Source organism: Pseudomonas sp. MD195_PC81_125, assembly GCF_014060985.1.
GTDB lineage: Bacteria > Pseudomonadota > Gammaproteobacteria > Pseudomonadales > Pseudomonadaceae > Aquipseudomonas > Aquipseudomonas parakoreensis.
Genome location: NZ_JABULD010000479.1, coordinates 1 through 16387, shown reverse-complemented (window position 1 = coordinate 16387; position 16387 = coordinate 1). Strand labels below are relative to the sequence as shown.

The 16387-nt window shown below is 59.7% G+C and carries 14 protein-coding genes, 1 rRNA gene and 1 pseudogene; 11 read left to right on the top strand and 5 right to left on the bottom strand.

What is annotated here, in order from left to right; translation table 11 throughout:
• From HT737_RS19375 to HT737_RS19360, 4 genes are all read right to left on the bottom strand, one after another.
• Positions 1–196, bottom strand: a 16S ribosomal RNA gene (locus HT737_RS19375); the annotation flags it as partial.
• A gap of 293 nt (positions 197–489) precedes the next feature.
• Positions 490–669 carry a hypothetical protein gene (locus tag HT737_RS19370; RefSeq protein WP_182403720.1) on the bottom strand — a complete coding sequence of 60 codons (180 nt, stop codon included), beginning with the start codon at positions 667–669 and terminating at the stop codon, positions 490–492.
• Between the two features lie 158 nt (positions 670–827).
• Positions 828–2321, bottom strand: a complete 1494-nt coding sequence (locus tag HT737_RS19365) for a CoA-acylating methylmalonate-semialdehyde dehydrogenase (protein WP_041067919.1) — start codon at positions 2319–2321, stop codon at positions 828–830.
• A gap of 75 nt (positions 2322–2396) precedes the next feature.
• Positions 2397–3746, bottom strand: a complete 1350-nt coding sequence (locus HT737_RS19360; protein WP_041067922.1) for an aspartate aminotransferase family protein — start codon at positions 3744–3746, stop codon at positions 2397–2399.
• A gap of 139 nt (positions 3747–3885) precedes the next feature.
• Here HT737_RS19360 and HT737_RS19355 point away from each other — a divergent pair, with 139 nt between their 5' ends.
• The 8 genes from HT737_RS19355 (at position 3886) to HT737_RS19320 (ending at position 12821) form a co-directional block, all read left to right on the top strand.
• Positions 3886–4806 (top strand): LysR family transcriptional regulator, encoded by a 921-nt coding sequence (locus tag HT737_RS19355; RefSeq protein WP_007968115.1) that lies wholly within the window; start codon positions 3886–3888, stop codon positions 4804–4806.
• 164 nt (positions 4807–4970) lie between these two features.
• Positions 4971–6359, top strand: a complete 1389-nt coding sequence (locus tag HT737_RS19350) for a uracil-xanthine permease family protein (RefSeq protein WP_182403719.1) — start codon at positions 4971–4973, stop codon at positions 6357–6359.
• 87 nt (positions 6360–6446) lie between these two features.
• On the top strand, positions 6447–7097 hold the full coding sequence (locus tag HT737_RS19345; RefSeq protein ID WP_131671031.1) for a TetR/AcrR family transcriptional regulator: 651 nt from the start codon (positions 6447–6449) through the stop codon (positions 7095–7097).
• Between the two features lie 7 nt (positions 7098–7104).
• Positions 7105–7686 (top strand): YigZ family protein, encoded by a 582-nt coding sequence (locus tag HT737_RS19340; RefSeq protein ID WP_182403718.1) that lies wholly within the window; start codon positions 7105–7107, stop codon positions 7684–7686.
• Positions 7687–8291: 605 nt separating this feature from the next.
• On the top strand, positions 8292–9839 hold the full coding sequence (locus HT737_RS19335; RefSeq protein ID WP_182403717.1) for an ABC transporter ATP-binding protein: 1548 nt from the start codon (positions 8292–8294) through the stop codon (positions 9837–9839).
• Positions 9840–9853: 14 nt separating this feature from the next.
• Entirely contained in the window at positions 9854–10960 is a 1107-nt protein-coding gene (locus tag HT737_RS19330; RefSeq protein WP_121183575.1) for an ABC transporter permease, read from the top strand.
• Complete coding sequence (locus tag HT737_RS19325; RefSeq protein ID WP_095667618.1) at positions 10960–11886, top strand: ABC transporter permease; 927 nt, start codon at positions 10960–10962, stop codon at positions 11884–11886. Before HT737_RS19330 ends, HT737_RS19325 begins: the two co-directional genes overlap by 1 nt.
• A 248-nt stretch (positions 11887–12134) precedes the next feature.
• Positions 12135–12821: an SDR family oxidoreductase gene (locus HT737_RS19320; RefSeq protein WP_095667619.1), complete on the top strand. Its 687-nt coding sequence runs from the start codon at positions 12135–12137 to the stop codon at positions 12819–12821.
• 108 nt (positions 12822–12929) lie between these two features.
• On the opposite strand, the gene alaC is transcribed toward HT737_RS19320, so the two are convergent.
• A complete protein-coding gene (gene alaC, locus HT737_RS19315) occupies positions 12930–14138 on the bottom strand; it encodes an alanine transaminase (RefSeq protein WP_108183571.1) in 1209 nt (402 codons plus the stop codon).
• Positions 14139–14277: 139 nt separating this feature from the next.
• Between alaC and HT737_RS19310 the strand changes: the two genes are divergently transcribed.
• From HT737_RS19310 to HT737_RS19300, 3 genes and pseudogenes are all read left to right on the top strand, one after another.
• A complete protein-coding gene (locus HT737_RS19310) occupies positions 14278–14940 on the top strand; it encodes a LysE family translocator (RefSeq protein ID WP_182403716.1) in 663 nt (220 codons plus the stop codon).
• A gap of 68 nt (positions 14941–15008) precedes the next feature.
• Positions 15009–15503 (top strand): GyrI-like domain-containing protein, encoded by a 495-nt coding sequence (locus HT737_RS19305; protein WP_121186804.1) that lies wholly within the window; start codon positions 15009–15011, stop codon positions 15501–15503.
• Positions 15504–15826: 323 nt separating this feature from the next.
• Positions 15827–16316, top strand: a pseudogene (locus tag HT737_RS19300) (GNAT family N-acetyltransferase).
• Positions 16317–16387: the final 71 nt, after the last annotated feature.

Below are 16387 nucleotides of genomic sequence, written 5' to 3'. Positions count from 1 at the left end.
CCTGCTTTCTCCCGTAGGACGTATGCGGTATTAGCGTTCCTTTCGAAACGTTGTCCCCCACTACCAGGCAGATTCCTAGGCATTACTCACCCGTCCGCCGCTGAATCCAGGAGCAAGCTCCTCTCATCCGCTCGACTTGCATGTGTTAGGCCTGCCGCCAGCGTTCAATCTGAGCCATGATCAAACTCTTCAGTTCAAACATCTTTGGGTTTTTAAGAAACCCTAAACTTGGCTCAGCAATCGTTGGTTACATCTTTGATTTCTCGCGGAGTAACTTGTGATGCTGATAATCTTGCTGACTATCAGTCTGACTCCACAAGCACCCACACGAATTGCTTGATTCAGTTGTTAAAGAGCGGTTGGTTAAGATCTTTCGTCTCAACCGAGGCGCGCATTCTACAGCAGCCTCATTTGCTGTCAAGTGATTATTTTCAGAAGTTTTCGAAGAATTCTTCAACAACTTCAACCACTTGCGCTTCCGATCTCTCGTTAGCGGGAGGCGAATTCTACAGCGTTACACGCTGCTGTCAACACCTCTTTTTCACCGCTTTCGACCGAGAAGATCGAACCGTCAAAAGAGCCAAACATCACCGCTCTTTCAACTCCCTCCAGGCTTCGATGAACTGAAGCGATCCGCCGTCGAAAACTGCATAACTCGTTGATTTTCAAGGAGTTTTCCGTTTCGACTGCGCCGGAAGTGGGGCGAATTATAGACCTCCAGAATCTGCCGTCAACCGCTTTTTTCATATTTCTGTCATATCGGTCAAAAAACACCCGAAAACACCAAGGCCGACCTCTAGAGGTCGGCCTTGGTCATGCCCTGCTACTTACAAGCTAGGGAAAGCGAATTGCGAAGCTTCATGGCTCGCACGCTGCGGCCAGCGCTGAGTGATGGCCTTGCGACGGGTATAGAAGCGCACACCGTCCGGGCCATAAGCATGAAGGTCGCCGAACAGCGAACGCTTCCAGCCACCGAAGCTGTGGTAAGCCACCGGTACCGGCAGTGGTACGTTGACGCCGACCATGCCGACTTCAATCTCGTCACAGAACAGACGCGCCGCTTCACCGTCACGGGTGAAGATGCAGGTGCCATTACCGTATTCGTGATCGTTGATCAGCTTCATCGCCTCTTCCAGGCTGTTCACGCGAACCACGCACAACACGGGTCCGAAGATCTCTTCCTTATAGATGCGCATTTCAGGGGTGACGTTGTCGAACAGGCAGCCGCCGAGGAAGAAGCCCTCTTCGTTACCTGGAATGCTCAAGCCGCGACCGTCGACCACCAGGGTCGCGCCCGCTGCTACGCCGTCATCGACATAGCCGCTGACCTTGTCCCGCGCCTGACCGGTCACCAGTGGCCCCATGTCCAGCCCACACGAAGTGCCGGCACCGATTTTCAGCGCCTTGATCTGTGGAACCAGTTTTGCCACCAGCGCATCCGCCACCTGATCGCCGACACACACCGCGACCGAAATCGCCATGCAGCGCTCACCGCACGAACCGTAAGCCGCGCCCATCAATGCGCTGACTGCGTTGTCCAGGTCCGCATCCGGCATCAACACCGCATGGTTCTTCGCCCCGCCCAGCGCCTGAACACGCTTGCCGCGCTTGGTACCTTCGGCGTAGATGTATTCGGCAATCGGCGTCGAGCCGACAAAGCTCAGCGCTTTGACTTCCGGTGCTTCGATCAGCGCGTCCACCGCAGTCTTGTCGCCATGCACCACACTCAGCACGCCTTTCGGCAAACCGGCTTCCAGCAGCAGTTGGGCGATCAGCAGCGTCGAGCTCGGGTCACGCTCGGACGGTTTGAGTATGAAGCAGTTACCGCAGACGATCGCCAGCGGGTACATCCACAGCGGCACCATCGCCGGAAAGTTGAACGGCGTGATACCGGCAACCACACCCAGCGGCTGGAAGTCCGACCAGGCGTCAATGTTCGGGCCGACGTTGCGGCTGTACTCGCCCTTGAGGATTTCCGGGGCGGCGCAGGCGAACTCGACGTTCTCGATACCGCGCTTCAGTTCACCAGCAGCGTCTTCGAGGGTCTTGCCGTGTTCTTCGCTGATCAATTGCGAGATACGCGCTTCGTTCTGCTCCAGCAGTTGCTTAAAGCGGAACATCACCTGGGCACGCTTGGCCGGAGGAGTGTTGCGCCATGCCGGGAACGCAGCCTTGGCGGCGTCGATCGCGTGTTGAATGGTTTCGCGGGTGGCCAATGGCAGCTTGTGGATCGCCTGACCGGTGGACGGGTTGAACACATCAACCGCGCGACCGTTCTCGGTCACCAGTTCGCCATTGATCAAATGCGGGATAACGCTCATCGAAAACTCCTGAATTCTTGTGTACAGACGCCCGCATGGGGCGCCTGTTATTCGCAGGTATATATAGAGGGAAAATCAGTCGAGCTTGTTCAGCACTTCGCCAACCGCGTCGAACAGACGATCAAGGTCTTGCGGCTTGCTGTTGAAGGTTGGGCCGAACTGCAGGGTGTCGCCGCCGAAGCGTACGTAGAACCCGGCTTTCCACAGGGCCATACCGGCTTCGAACGGACGCACAATGGCGTCGCCGTCACGGGCCGCGATCTGGATCGCGCCGGCCAGGCCGTAGTTACGGATGTCGATGACATTCTTCGAACCCTTCAGACCGTGCAGGGCATTTTCGAAGTGCGGTGCAACCTCGGCCACGCTCTGCACGAGGTTTTCCTTTTGCAGCAAGTCGAGTGCCGCCAGGCCAGCGGCGCATGCCACCGGGTGCGCCGAGTAGGTGTAGCCGTGGGGGAATTCCACGGCGTATTCCGGAGTCGGCTGATTCATGAAGGTCTGGTAGATCTCGGAGCTGGCAATCACTGCGCCCATCGGAATCGCGCCGTTGGTGACTTGCTTGGCGATGCACATCAGGTCCGGGGTCACGCCAAAGCTCTCGGCACCGAACATCGAACCGGTACGGCCGAAACCGGTGATCACTTCGTCGAAGACCAGAAGGATGTTGTGTTGATCGCAGATCTCGCGCAGACGCTTCAGGTAACCCTGCGGCGGAACCAGTACGCCAGCGGAACCGGCCATCGGTTCAACGAAGACCGCCGCGATGTTCGATGCATCGTGCAGTTCGATCAACTTCAGCAGCTCATCGGCCAGAGCGATACCGCCCTGCTCCGGCATGCCACGGGAAAATGCGTTGCTGGCCAGCAGCGTGTGCGGCAGGTGATCGACATCCATCATCGCCTGACCGAACAGTTTGCGGTTGCCGTTGACGCCGCCGAGGCTGGTGCCGGCGATGTTCACGCCGTGATAACCGCGGGCACGGCCGATCATTTTGGTCTTGGTCGACTGACCTTTCAGACGCCAGTAGGCACGGACCATTTTCACCGCGGTGTCGGCACACTCGGAGCCGGAGTCGGTGAAGAATACGTGGTTCAGGTTGCCCGGGGTCAGATCAGTGATTTTCTCGGCCAGCTGGAACGACAACGGGTGACCGTACTGGAAGCCCGGCGAGTAATCGAGGGTGCCCAGTTGCTTGGCGACCGCTTCCTGGATTTCCTTGCGGGTATGCCCGGCGCCGCAGGTCCACAGACCGGACAGCGAATCGTAGATCTTGCGGCCCTTGTCATCGAACAGCCAGCTGCCTTCGGCACCCACGATCAGACGCGGATCGCGCTGGAAGTTGCGGTTGGCGGTGTACGGCATCCAGTGCGCGTCCAGCTTCAGTTGGCTGGCCAGTGGCGACGGCGCATTTTCAGGCATGTTCATCGGGCAAAACCTCGCAGGGCATAAGCATCAGGGAGATAAAAAAGCGTTGTTGCAGCTAAGTTGCCACGCGGATAAAGTCGGTGAAATTCAACTTTTCTAACCTTCAGTTAGAAACCTGCTAAACAATGAGAACAACAGCATGAGCAGTCGTCGCCCCGATCCGCTGGCCCAGGTCAGTGATTTTGATATTCGCCTGCTGCGGATTTTCCGCAGCGTAGTGGAGTGCGGCGGCTTCTCGGCAGCGGAAACCGTGCTCGGCATCGGGCGCTCGGCGATCAGCCAGCAAATGAGCGATCTGGAACAGCGTCTCGGCCTGCGTCTGTGCCAACGTGGCCGCGCCGGATTCTCGTTGACCGAAGAGGGCCGCGAGGTTTATCAATCGGCGCTGCAACTATTAAGTGCGCTGGAAAGTTTCCGCACCGAGGTCAATGGATTGCACCAGCACCTGCGCGGCGAACTGATCATCGGCCTGACCGACAACCTCGTCACCCTGCCCCACATGCGCATCACCCATGCCCTCGCTCAATTGAAGGAGCGCGGGCCGGACGTGCAGATCCAGATCCGCATGATCGCCCCCAACGAAGTCGAACAAGGCGTGCTCGACGGCCGCCTGCATGTCGGCGTGGTGCCGCAGGCCAGTGCGCTGTCGGGGCTGGAGTATCAACCGTTGTACAGCGAGCGCTCGCTGCTTTACTGCGCGGTGGGTCATCCGCTGTTTTATGTCGATGACAAGCAACTGGATGACGAACGCCTGAACAGTCAGGACGCGATTGCGCCAACGTTCCGTTTGCCGGCGGAGATTCAGGCGCATTACCAGGCGCTCAATTGCACCGCCAGCGCTTCCGACCGTGAGGGCATGGCGTTTCTGATTCTGACCGGGCGTTATATCGGTTATCTGCCGGATCACTACGCCAGTCTGTGGGTGCAGCAAGGGCGCTTGCGTGCACTGAAATCGACGACGCGTTTTTATGATTTGAGTCTGGCATCGGTCACGCGCAAGGGGCGGCGCCCTCATTTGGTGCTGGAGAGCTTTCTGGAGAGCCTCGCTGCGACGCGTTGAAAACGTAAATCCGGGATCAACCGCTCCGGCCTCGAGCAGCAAGATCAAAGGATCGCAGCCTTCGGCAGCTCCTGCATTGGAAGGTGTACACGCAGAAAGCTGAGCAAGTGGACAGGTTTTTGCAGTGAAGGGTGAACTCGATCCCTGAACAAGAAGCCAAATCCATGCAGCCAGATACCGAATCGTCCAGCGACCTGATCTACGGCCTCGATGACCGCCCAAAACCACCGGCAGCTATCCTCGCCGCCCTGCAACACGTGCTCGCCAGTTTCGTCGGCATCATCACCCCGCCGCTGGTGATCGGCTCGGCTCTCGGCTTGACCGCGCACTTGCCGTATCTCATCAGTATGGCGTTGATGGTTTCCGGGGTCGGCACCTTTATTCAAGCGCGGCGGCCGTTCGGCATCGGCGCCGGGATGATCTGTTTGCAGGGCACCAGTTTCGCCTTCCTCGGCGCAGTGCTGTCGGCCGGTTTTCTGGTCAAGCAGCGCGGTGGTAGTCCGGAGGACATTCTGGCGATGATTTTCGGCGTGTGCTTTTTCGGCGCCGTGGTGCAGATCGTCCTCAGCCGTTTCATCGGTCAGTTGCGCCGGGTTGTCACGCCGCTGGTGACCGGGATCGTCATTACTCTGATCGGCATCAGCCTGATCAAGGTCGGCATCACCGATCTGGGCGGTGGTTTCAATGCACCGGACTTCGGTGCACCGGGCAATCTGGCACTGGGCGTGTTTGTGTTGCTGACGATCATTCTGCTCAACCGCTCGAACACACCGTGGGTGCGGCTGTCGGCAATCATCATCGGACTGCTGCTCGGCAGTCTGGCCGCGTGGTTCAGCGGGAAACTGGTTCCGCAGGCATTGCCTGACTTGCCGCTGATCAGCCTTCCTACGCCATTCAAGTTCGGTTTCAGTTTCGACTGGACGGCGTTCCTGCCGGTCGCGCTGATTTATCTGATCAGCACCATCGAAACCGTCGGTGACCTCACGGCCAATTGCATGCTCGCCCGTCAGCCGATCAGCGGCCCTTCTTATATAAGCCGTTTGCGCGGCGGCGTACTCGGCGACGGCGTGAGCTGCATGATCGCCGCCACCTTCAGCGCCTTCCCCAACACTACGTTCGCGCAGAACAACGGCGTGATTCAGTTGACCGGCGTGGCCAGCCGCTATGTCGGGCTGTACATCGGCGCGATTCTGTTTTGTCTCGGCCTGTTCCCCATGATCGGCGCGGTGCTGCAGCAGATCCCGAAACCGGTGCTTGGTGGCGCCACCCTGGTGATGTTCGGCAGCGTGGCGGCGGCCGGGGTGCGGATCCTCGCGCAATCGCCGCTGGACCGCCGCAGCATGCTGATCATCGCCACCTCGCTCGGCGTCGGCCTGGGCATTGCCGCACAACCAAACCTGCTGCACCTGTTGCCGAAACTGGTGCAGAACCTGTTCGACTCGGCAATTACCAGCGGTGGCCTGACCGCGATCATCCTCTGCCTGTTGCTGCCGGAGGCGAAAACCTCGACCGTCGAATCCGGCGCATCGTTGAACAAGATCGAACAGGCGTAACGGTTTTATTGCATCAGGACTTGTCGGATGCCTGTGGGTGCGTTATCAACGCAACTGGTTGCACCCACAGACAAACCGGAAGTGCCTATGACCTTTGAAGTCCCAGCCCATGGCGGCAAACCCGCCAGCCGCATTCGTCAGAAGAACGAAGAGACCATCCTCAAAGCCGCCGAAGACGAGTTCGCCCGTCACGGGTACAAAGGCACCAGCATGAACACCATTGCGCAGAATGCCGGGCTGCCCAAGGCAAACCTGCATTACTACTTCACCAACAAGCTTGGGTTGTACGTGGCGGTGCTGAGCAACATCATCGAGCTGTGGGACAGCACCTTCAATACCCTGACCGCCGAGGACGATCCAGCCGAAGCGCTGACCCGCTATATTCGCGCCAAGATGGAATTCTCCCGCCGTCAGCCGCAGGCCTCGCGGATATTTGCGATGGAAGTGATCAGCGGCGGCGAGTGCCTGACCGAGTATTTCAACCAGGATTACCGCGCCTGGTTTCAGGGGCGCGCGGCCGTATTTCAGGCGTGGATCGATGCGGGCAAAATGGACCCGGTCGATCCGGTGCACCTGATTTTCCTGCTGTGGGGCAGCACCCAGCATTACGCCGACTTCGCCACGCAGATCTGTCGCGTCAGCGGTCGCAGCAAGTTGACCAAGCAGGACATGGAAGACGCCGGCAACAACCTGATCCGCATCATTCTCAAAGGCTGCGGCCTCACCCCGACTGTTTAAGACGTTTATGCCTTTCACCCTCAGCGGTTTTTGCGAGTACCGCGAAGAGATTCGCAAGAGCCGCTTCATCACCTTCGCCGCGCCGATCGCCAGCCCCGCTGACGCGCAGGCGTTCTTCGAACAACACAGCGACCTGAATGCCTCGCATAACTGCTGGGCGTGGAAACTCGGTGCGCAATACCGCAGCAACGACGATGGCGAACCCGGCGGCACTGCCGGACGGCCGATTCTGGCAGCCATTGAGGCGCAGGATTGCGATCAGGTCGCGGTGCTGGTGATCCGCTGGTATGGCGGCATTCAACTGGGCACTGGCGGTTTGGCCCGGGCCTATGGCGGCGGCGCGAACAAGTGCCTGCAAGCGGCGGCGAAAGTCGAGTTGATCAGCCGTGTGCCGCTCAGTTGTGCCTGCGGCTTTGCCGAGCTGGCGCTGGTGAAGCTGCGGGTGGCGGACCTGGGTGGGTTGGTCATGGAAGAAAACTTCACTGCCAATGGTGTTGAGTTGCAGTTGGCGGTGGGTGAGGCGCAGATCGAGTTGCTGCAAACGCAGTTGGCGGATTTGAGTCGTGGGCGGATTGTGCTGCAACGTTAGATGAGTAAAAGATCGCAGCCTTCGGCAGCTCCTACACAGGATTTAGCGCTTCCCTGTAGCAGCTGCCGAAGGCTGCGATCTTTTAGGGCAGCCCACAATCTGCTTATTCCACGGAGTTGCCCACATCCGCTGTGCACCCGACTGTGGATAACCTGAGTACATTCCGCTGTAACCCTTCTGTCACGTGGCTTTGCGCGATTTGCTCATTTTTCGTCCACTCCACCTGGAAAAAGACTAATCCCGCGTAAAAACAAATAGTTAGCGCTGTTTATCACCAATGGAAGATAGCACCGCTGCGCTTATGCCAAGGATTCCCAATTGCACACAAATACTGTGGAGCAACCTGTGGATAACCCGTTCATGGCTGGCGCAGTCGCAGGGTCTGCATAGGCCCCACGCATTTGCTCGTTTTTTGATCAGTTATCCGCGGGCAAAAGTGGAGCCTGATCAACGGCTTTGCTCTCAATTGGTGCCGTACCTCCCGAACACTTGCCCTTCGACGCTCTACAGCAACCGCTGCCGTACGAGGGCCGCCAAGGTTCCTGACTCAATGGCCAGGAAATTGCTTTATCCACAGGCACAACTCCAAGCCAGTCGAGCCTGTCATGCCAAGCCCAGATTCAACGCCGCGCCTGCAACTGCGCCAGATCAGCAAACGCTACCCCGGTTGTCTGGCCAATGACGCCATCGACCTGAACATCGCGCCCGGAGAAATCCACGCCCTGCTCGGTGAGAACGGCGCGGGCAAAAGCACGCTGATGAAGATCATCTACGGCGTGACCCAGGCCGATGCCGGCGAAATGCTCTGGCAAGGTCAGCGGGTGAATATTCGTAATCCGGCGCAGGCCCGGCAGTTGGGGATCGGCATGGTGTTCCAGCATTTCTCGCTGTTCGAAACCCTCAGCGTCGCGCAGAACATTGCCCTGGCGATGGGCGCCAGGGCCGGCACGCCGAAACAACTGGAGCCGACAATTGCCGACGTATCGCGCCGCTACGGCATGGCGCTGGAGCCGGAGCGACTTGTCCACAGCCTGTCGATCGGCGAGCGGCAACGGGTGGAGATCATTCGTTGCCTGATGCAGGACATTCGCTTGCTGATTCTCGACGAGCCGACGTCGGTGCTGACACCGCAAGAGGCCGACGAATTGTTCATCACCCTGCGCCGTCTCGCCGCCGAGGGCTGCAGCATCCTGTTTATCAGCCACAAACTCGCGGAAGTGCGCGCGCTGTGTCATAGCGCCACGGTTTTGCGTGGCGGGCGGGTCGCCGGGCATTGCGTGCCGGCCGAATGCTCGGATCAGCAGTTGGCGCAGATGATGGTCGGCGAAGCGGCGGCACTGATCGGCGAATATCCGAAGGTCAGCGGTGGCGCGGCGTACTTGCAGGTCAACGGCTTGAGCTGGCACAACCCCGATCCGTTCGGCTGCTCGTTGAGCGACATCAGCCTGCAAGTACGCAGCGGCGAAATCGTCGGTATCGCCGGGGTCGCGGGCAATGGCCAGGATGAATTGCTGGCGCTGCTCAGCGGCGAGCAAACCCTGCCCCGCGACAGCGCGACATCGATTTGTTTTGCCGGGCAAGCGGTCGCCACTTTGCGCCCGGATGCGCGGCGCCAACTCGGACTGGCGTTCGTCCCGGCAGAACGCCTGGGCCATGGCGCGGTGCCGGAATTGAGCCTGGCCGACAACGCCTTGCTCACGGCTTTTCAACAAGGGCTGGTCAGCAACGGTTTGATCAAGCGCGGCAAAGTCGAAACCCTCGCCCAACAGATCATTCAGCGCTTCGGGGTGAAAACGCCCGATAGCCAGAGCGCTGCGCGCAGTCTCTCCGGCGGCAATCTGCAGAAATTCATTCTTGGCCGGGAAATCCTCCAGCAACCAAAACTGCTGATCGCCGCGCACCCGACCTGGGGCGTGGACGTGGGCGCCGCCGCGACCATTCACCGCGCGCTGATTGCCCTGCGCGATGCCGGCGCGGCGATTCTGGTGATTTCCGAAGACCTCGATGAACTGTTCCAGATCAGCGACCGCCTCGGCGCCCTGTGCGCGGGGCGTCTGTCACCGCTGCGAAACACCACCGACAGCCTGCTGAGTGACGTCGGCGGCTGGATGGCCGGGCAATTCAACGACGCGCCTTCATCGGCCACGCTTTGACGGAGTTTCCCCCTATGCTGCTTTCCCTCGAACCCCGTGGCCAGCAATCGCGCCTGATGCTGTGGTGCTCACCGTTGCTGGCGGCGCTGCTGACATTGGGTTGCGGCTCGCTGCTGTTCATTGCCCTCGGCCATGACCCGCTGCAAACCCTGCACACGCTGTTGATCGCGCCGATCAGCGACCTGTATGGCGTCTCCGAACTGTTGGTCAAGGCGCTGCCGATCCTGCTTTGCGCACTCGGTCTGGCCGTGGCGTATCAAGCACGGATCTGGAACATCGGCGCTGAAGGTCAGTTGCTGTTCGGCGCGCTCGCCGGCAGTGCGTTGGCGGTGAACATCATCGATATGCAAAGCCATTGGGCACTGGTGCTGATCCTGCTCACCGGCACTTTCGCCGGTGCCGCCTGGGCCGGGCTGACGGCGTGGTTGCGCACGCGTTTCAACGCCAACGAAATCCTCACCAGCATCATGCTCAACTACATCGCACTGAACCTGTTGCTGTTCTGCGTGCACGGGCCGCTGAAGGATCCGGCCGGCTACAACTTTCCCGAGTCGGCGATGTTCGGCGACGCCAGTCGCCTGCCGCTGCTGATGGAGGATGGTCGGGTGCATGCCGGGGTGTATTTCGCCTTGCTCGCGCTGGTCGCGGTGTGGGTGTTGTTGCAGAAAAGCTTCGTCGGTTTTCAGATCAAAGTGCTCGGTCTGGATAAACGTGCGGCGGGGTTTGTCGGCTTTCGCGAGAAACGCCTGATCTGGCTCGCGCTGTTGATCAGCGGCGGTTTGGCCGGGCTGGCCGGGGTCTGCGAAGTGACTGGGCCGATTGGGCAATTGGTGCCGCAAGTCTCGCCGGGCTATGGCTATGCAGCAATCACCGTGGCGTTTCTCGGCCGGCTGAATCCGATCGGGATTCTGTTCTCAAGCCTGCTGATGGCGCTGCTGTACATCGGCGGCGAAAGCGCGCAAATGACCCTCAACCTGCCGCAAGCCATCACCCAATTGTTTCAGGGAATGATGCTGTTTTTCCTGCTGGCCTGCGACGTGCTGATTCTCTATCGGCCACGCCTGAAACTGCGCTGGGCACGGCGCACCTCGACCACCGCCGTAACCGCCGGAGCGCTGTGATGGATATCGATCTGCTGAGCAATATTTTCTACGCCATGGTGCGCTGCGGCACGCCACTGTTGTTGGTGGCGCTGGGTGAGCTGATCTGCGAGAAGAGCGGCGTGCTCAACCTCGGCCAGGAAGGGATGATGCTGTTTGGCGCGGTGATCGGTTTTATCGTCGCCCTCAACAGCGGCAACCTGTGGCTCGGCGTGTTGTTGGCGATGCTTGCCGGGGTGCTGCTGTCGTCGCTGTTTGCCTTGGTGGCGCTGGTGTTCAATGCCAATCAGGTGGCGACCGGGCTGGCGCTGACGATCTTCGGCGTGGGCCTGTCGACCTTCGTTGGCGCAGCATGGGTCGGCAAGCCACTGGCTGGATTCGAACCGTTGGCGATTCCGTACTTGAGTCAGATTCCGCTGATCGGCCGCATGCTGTTTGCCCAGGATCTGCTGGTGTATCTGTCGTTCGCGCTGTTTGCGCTGGTGGCGTGGGTGATCATCAAAAGCCGTGTCGGCTTGATCATTCAGGCAGTCGGCGAGAACCCGGACGCGGCCAGTGCGATGGGCCTGCCGGTACTGACCGTGCGCACTCTGGCGGTGCTGTTTGGCGGGGCGATGGCCGGTCTGGCCGGAGCCTATCTGTCCCTGGCTTACACGCCGATGTGGGCCGAGAACATGACCGCCGGACGCGGCTGGATTGCCCTGGCGCTGGTGGTGTTTGCCAGTTGGCGCGTGTGGCGGCTGTTGCTCGGGGCTTACCTGTTCGGACTCGCCAGCATCCTGCACCTGGTGGCGCAGGGCTTGGGGCTGGCGATTCCGTCGAGTCTGCTGGCGATGCTGCCGTATGTGGCGACGATTGTGGTGTTGGTGCTGTTGTCGCGCGATGCGGTGCGGACTCGGTTGTATGCGCCGGTGTCATTGGGGCAACCGTGGCAGGCCGGGCATTAGGGTGGTGATGTCACTGGCCTCATCGCTGGCAAGCCAGCTCCCACAGTGGCGGTGTTGTCTAGATGATGTGCGAGCACCGCTGAGCGGCCTGCGAATTTGAGAAGCAAGCATGCTAAAGCCTGGAGTATGCTCCGGGGTCAACAGCTCTTTTGAGAGCCGGTTCGATGTGCTGCGACGAGCGTTGCAACAACGACTCGGTCAGGCGTGTCCATTGAATCTGTGAACCGTAACTTTCAAGGAATTCCGTCATGTCCCAGGCAAAACACGCACTGATCATCGGCGCCTCCCGCGGCTTGGGCCTCGGGCTGGTGAAAACCCTGCTGGCCGACGGCTGGCAAGTGACCGCCACCGTGCGCAATCCGCAAAAGGCCGAGGCGTTGCAAGCGCTGGGCAAGGTGCGGATCGAGAAACTCGACATGGACGATCAGCAAGCGGTGATCGCCCTGAGCCAACAGCTCAAGGGCGAGACTTTCGACCTGCTGTTCGTCAACGCCGGGGTCAAAGGCCCGGAAGTGCAAACCCCGGGCGGCGCGACCCTGGCTGAAGTCGGCCAGTTGTTCTTCACCAACGCCGTGGCGCCGATCAACCTCGCGCAACGCTTCGTCGGGCAAATCCGCGATGGCAGCGGCGTGCTGGCGTTCATGAGTTCCGGTCTGGGCAGCGTGACCGTACCGGACGCGCCGGAGCTGGCGCTGTACAAGGCCAGCAAGGCTGCGCTGAACTCCATGACCAACAGTTTTGTCACCCAGTTGGGCGAGCAGAAACTCACCGTGCTGTCGCTGCATCCGGGCTGGGTAAAGACGGACATGGGCGGTGAAGGTGCTGACCTGGATGTCGAGACCAGCACCCGTGGGCTGATTGATCAGGTGAATGCGTATACCGGCAAGGGTGGGCATTACTTCATCAACTACAAGGGTGAAACCATTCCCTGGTAAGCACTGAAAACCACCTGTAGGAGCTGCCGAAGGCTGCGATCTTTTGATTGTAAAAAACAAGATCAAAAGATCGCASCTTCGGCAGCTCCTACAGGGGATGTGTGTCAGTTATTTGGTAACTAACCCATCCGCCCGGAACATCCCGCGAATCCCGCGCACTGCCTGCCGAATCCGGTCCTGGTTTTCGATCAGCGCGAAGCGCACATGATCATCGCCATACTCACCAAAACCCACCCCCGGCGAGACACAGACCTTGGCCTCGGCCAGCAGTTTCTTGGCAAACTCCAGCGAGCCCAGATGCGCATAAGCCTCGGGAATCTTCGCCCAGACATACATCGACGCCTTCGGATTCTCGACCATCCAGCCCAGCTCGTGCAGGCCTTTGACCAGCACGTTACGGCGCTGGCGATACTGTTCGGCGATGTCACGCACACATTGCTGATCGCCTTCCAGCGCAGCAATCGCCGCCACTTGCAGCGGAGTGAAAGTGCCGTAGTCGTGGTAGCTCTTGATCCGCGCCAGGGCGTTGACCAGTTCCGGGTTGCCGACCATGAAACCGATACGCCAGCCGGCCATGTTGTAGCTTTTGGACAGGGTGAAAAACTCCACCGCGATGTCCTTGGCGCCGGGCACCTGCATGATCGACGGGGCTTTCCAGCCGTCATAGACGATGTCGGCGTAGGCCAGGTCGTGCACCACCAGTACGTCGTATTGTTTGGCGAGGGCGATTACCCGTTCGAAGAAATCCAGCTCCACGCACTGCGCGGTGGGGTTGGACGGAAAGCCGAGGATCATCATCTTCGGTTTCGGGATCGAGCCGCGAATGGCCCGTTCCAGCTCGGCGAAGAAGTCCACGCCCGGCACCAGCGGCACCGAACGCACCTGGGCACCGGCAATCACCGCGCCGTAGATGTGAATCGGGTAGCTCGGGTTCGGCACCAGTACCGTGTCGCCCTGATCCAGGGTCGCCAGCATCAAATGCGCCAGGCCTTCCTTGGAACCGATGGTGACGATGGCTTCGCTTTCCGGGTCGATATCGACCGCGTAGCGTTCCTTGTACCAGTTGGAAATCGCCCGGCGCAGACGTGGAATGCCCTTGGACGTGGAGTAACCGTGGGTGTCTTCACGTTGGGCAACTTGTACCAGTTTTTCGACGATGTGCGGCGGCGTGGCCCCGTCGGGGTTGCCCATGCTCAAGTCGATGATGTCTTCACCACGGCGCCGCGCGGCCATCTTCAGCTCGGCGGTGATGTTGAAAACGTAAGGGGGGAGTCGATCAATGCGCGCAAAGCGGCGCGGCGAACCTTGTTCAGCCATTGTTGCCTCGGATAACGTAAGCGCCCGGAACCGTCCGAGCGACGCTGGTCACTGCGGTGACCTGTGGCGGAAGATAAGGGCTGTGATGGCAGACTGTCCAGCCTGCATGTAAACAAATTTTTCCCAAGGAAATCGGTAGATGGAATTCACCAGCGGCTTCTTGCTGAGCCTTTCGCTGTGCCTGGACATCGGCGTAGCCAACATCGCAATGATCACCCTGGCGATGCAGCGCGGTTACTTTCAGGGCTTCGCGCTGGGCCTCGGCACCTGCGTCGGCGACCTGATCTACGCGATGCTGGCGCTGGCAGGCATGACCGTGCTGCTGCAGTACGAAAGCGTGCGCTGGGTGCTGTGGATCGGCGGGTCGGCGCTGTTGGTCTACTTTGCGGCGAAGATGATCTATTCGGCGATTCATCACGAAGCGCAGCTGGCGGCGACGGCGGAGGTGGGGCAGAACTCGCATCGCAAGGAGTTCTTTCGCGGGATTTTCCTCGCCATGTCTTCACCGAGCGCGATTCTCTGGTTCGCCGCGGTGGGCGGCACCCTGATCGCCCGTTCCGGTGGCGGTGGCCCTGTAAGTTCGGTGCTGTTCCTCGGCGGCTTCCTGTGCGCCGGGCTGCTGTGGTCGGCCGGGCTGTGCTTCGCCGCGAGCCACGGCGGCAAGTTGCTCGGCGACAAGCTGTTGCGCTACTCCTACATGGCATCTGCCGCGATCTTCTGCTATTTCGCGGTGTACGTGATCGTATCCGGTTATAACGAGTTCGTCGGTTCCGGGGCCGCCGACCAGTTGCACGCCCTGTAGCATTGCGAATCGGGTTTGGCTTCTATACTCAGCAGCCGAACCCCTTCTTTTGTTCCAGGAGTCGAGTCATGGATGAGCAAAAACGCGTCGAAGTGGCTGAACCTCGCTTCGAACATGGACACTTCCTGCTGATCGCAGGATTTCGTGGCCGATTTACCCAGGACACCGCCAAGCACATCCCCACGCTGTGGGAAAAGTTCTTGCCGCACCTGGGAAAGATACAGGGACAAAAAAACGAAGTGACCTACGGCGTTTGCAGCAATTTCGACGACCAAGGTGGCTTCGATTACATCGCCGGGGTGGAAATCAGCAAGCTCGACGACCTCGACCAGAAGGTCTACCAGTGGGTCGAAGTGCTGCCTCGTCAGTACGCCGTGTTCGAGCACAAGGGACCGCTCGATGAGTTACCGCAAACCCTGCAATACATCTACAAGACCTGGCTGCCGACCTCCCACTATGTGGAGCTCAACGCCCCGGAGCTGGAACGCTACAGCGCCGATTTCAATCCACGGCTGCACACCGGCAAACTGGAAATCTGCGTGCCGGTCGACACCAAAGCCTGAACCATAACGATGAGGCGGATCACTGATCCGCCTCATGTTGTTCAACCGCGCTTGCCCTTGCCCAGCCGTCGCGCCCGCAACAGGTCGATGCCCAAGGTGATAAAGCCGAACGTACTGATGCCCAACACCATCAACAGGCCGATTTCAACGCTGCTCATAAGCGGTTACCCCCAAGGATGATCAGAGACACACCGCAGGAATAGCCTGTCACCGGCGCGAAGAAAAGCGCTTATACGCAGGCTTTACGCCCCCCGCGCGGATCGATATGCACACCTTATTCCTTTATGCTTTGCGCACTTTTCTCCGCTGATTTTCGAGCTGCCATGAACACCGTCATCCGCAACGTCACCGCCGCCGACCTGGACCGCTGCTACGCCATCGAAACCGTTGCCTACGAAGGCGATGAAGCCGCCACGCGCGAAAAAGATCGCCACGCGCATCGCCACCTGGCCGGAGGGTTTTATCGTCGCCGAAGTGGAGGGCGTGGTCGCCGGGTTCATCAATTCGGGCGCGGCATTTGACGTGCAGATGTCCGACGAGGCGTTCAAGGAACTGATCGGCCACGACCCGAAAGGGCCGAACGTGGTGATCATGTCGGTGGTGGTACACCCGGACTATCAGGGGCAGGGCCTGGCCAAGCGATTGATGGCCGAATTCATCGAGCGCATGCGCGGTATGGACAAGGCGACGATTCATCTGATGTGCAAGGAGAAGCATATTGCGCTGTACGCCGGGTTCGGCTTTGCCTACATCAAGCCGTCGGAGTCCGACCATGGCGGGATGGCGTGGCACGAGATGATCCTCACGCTCTAAGTCATCACCAATCAAAACCTGTAGGAGCTGCCGCAGGTGCGATCTTTTGATCTTGCTGTTGAGAAGATCAA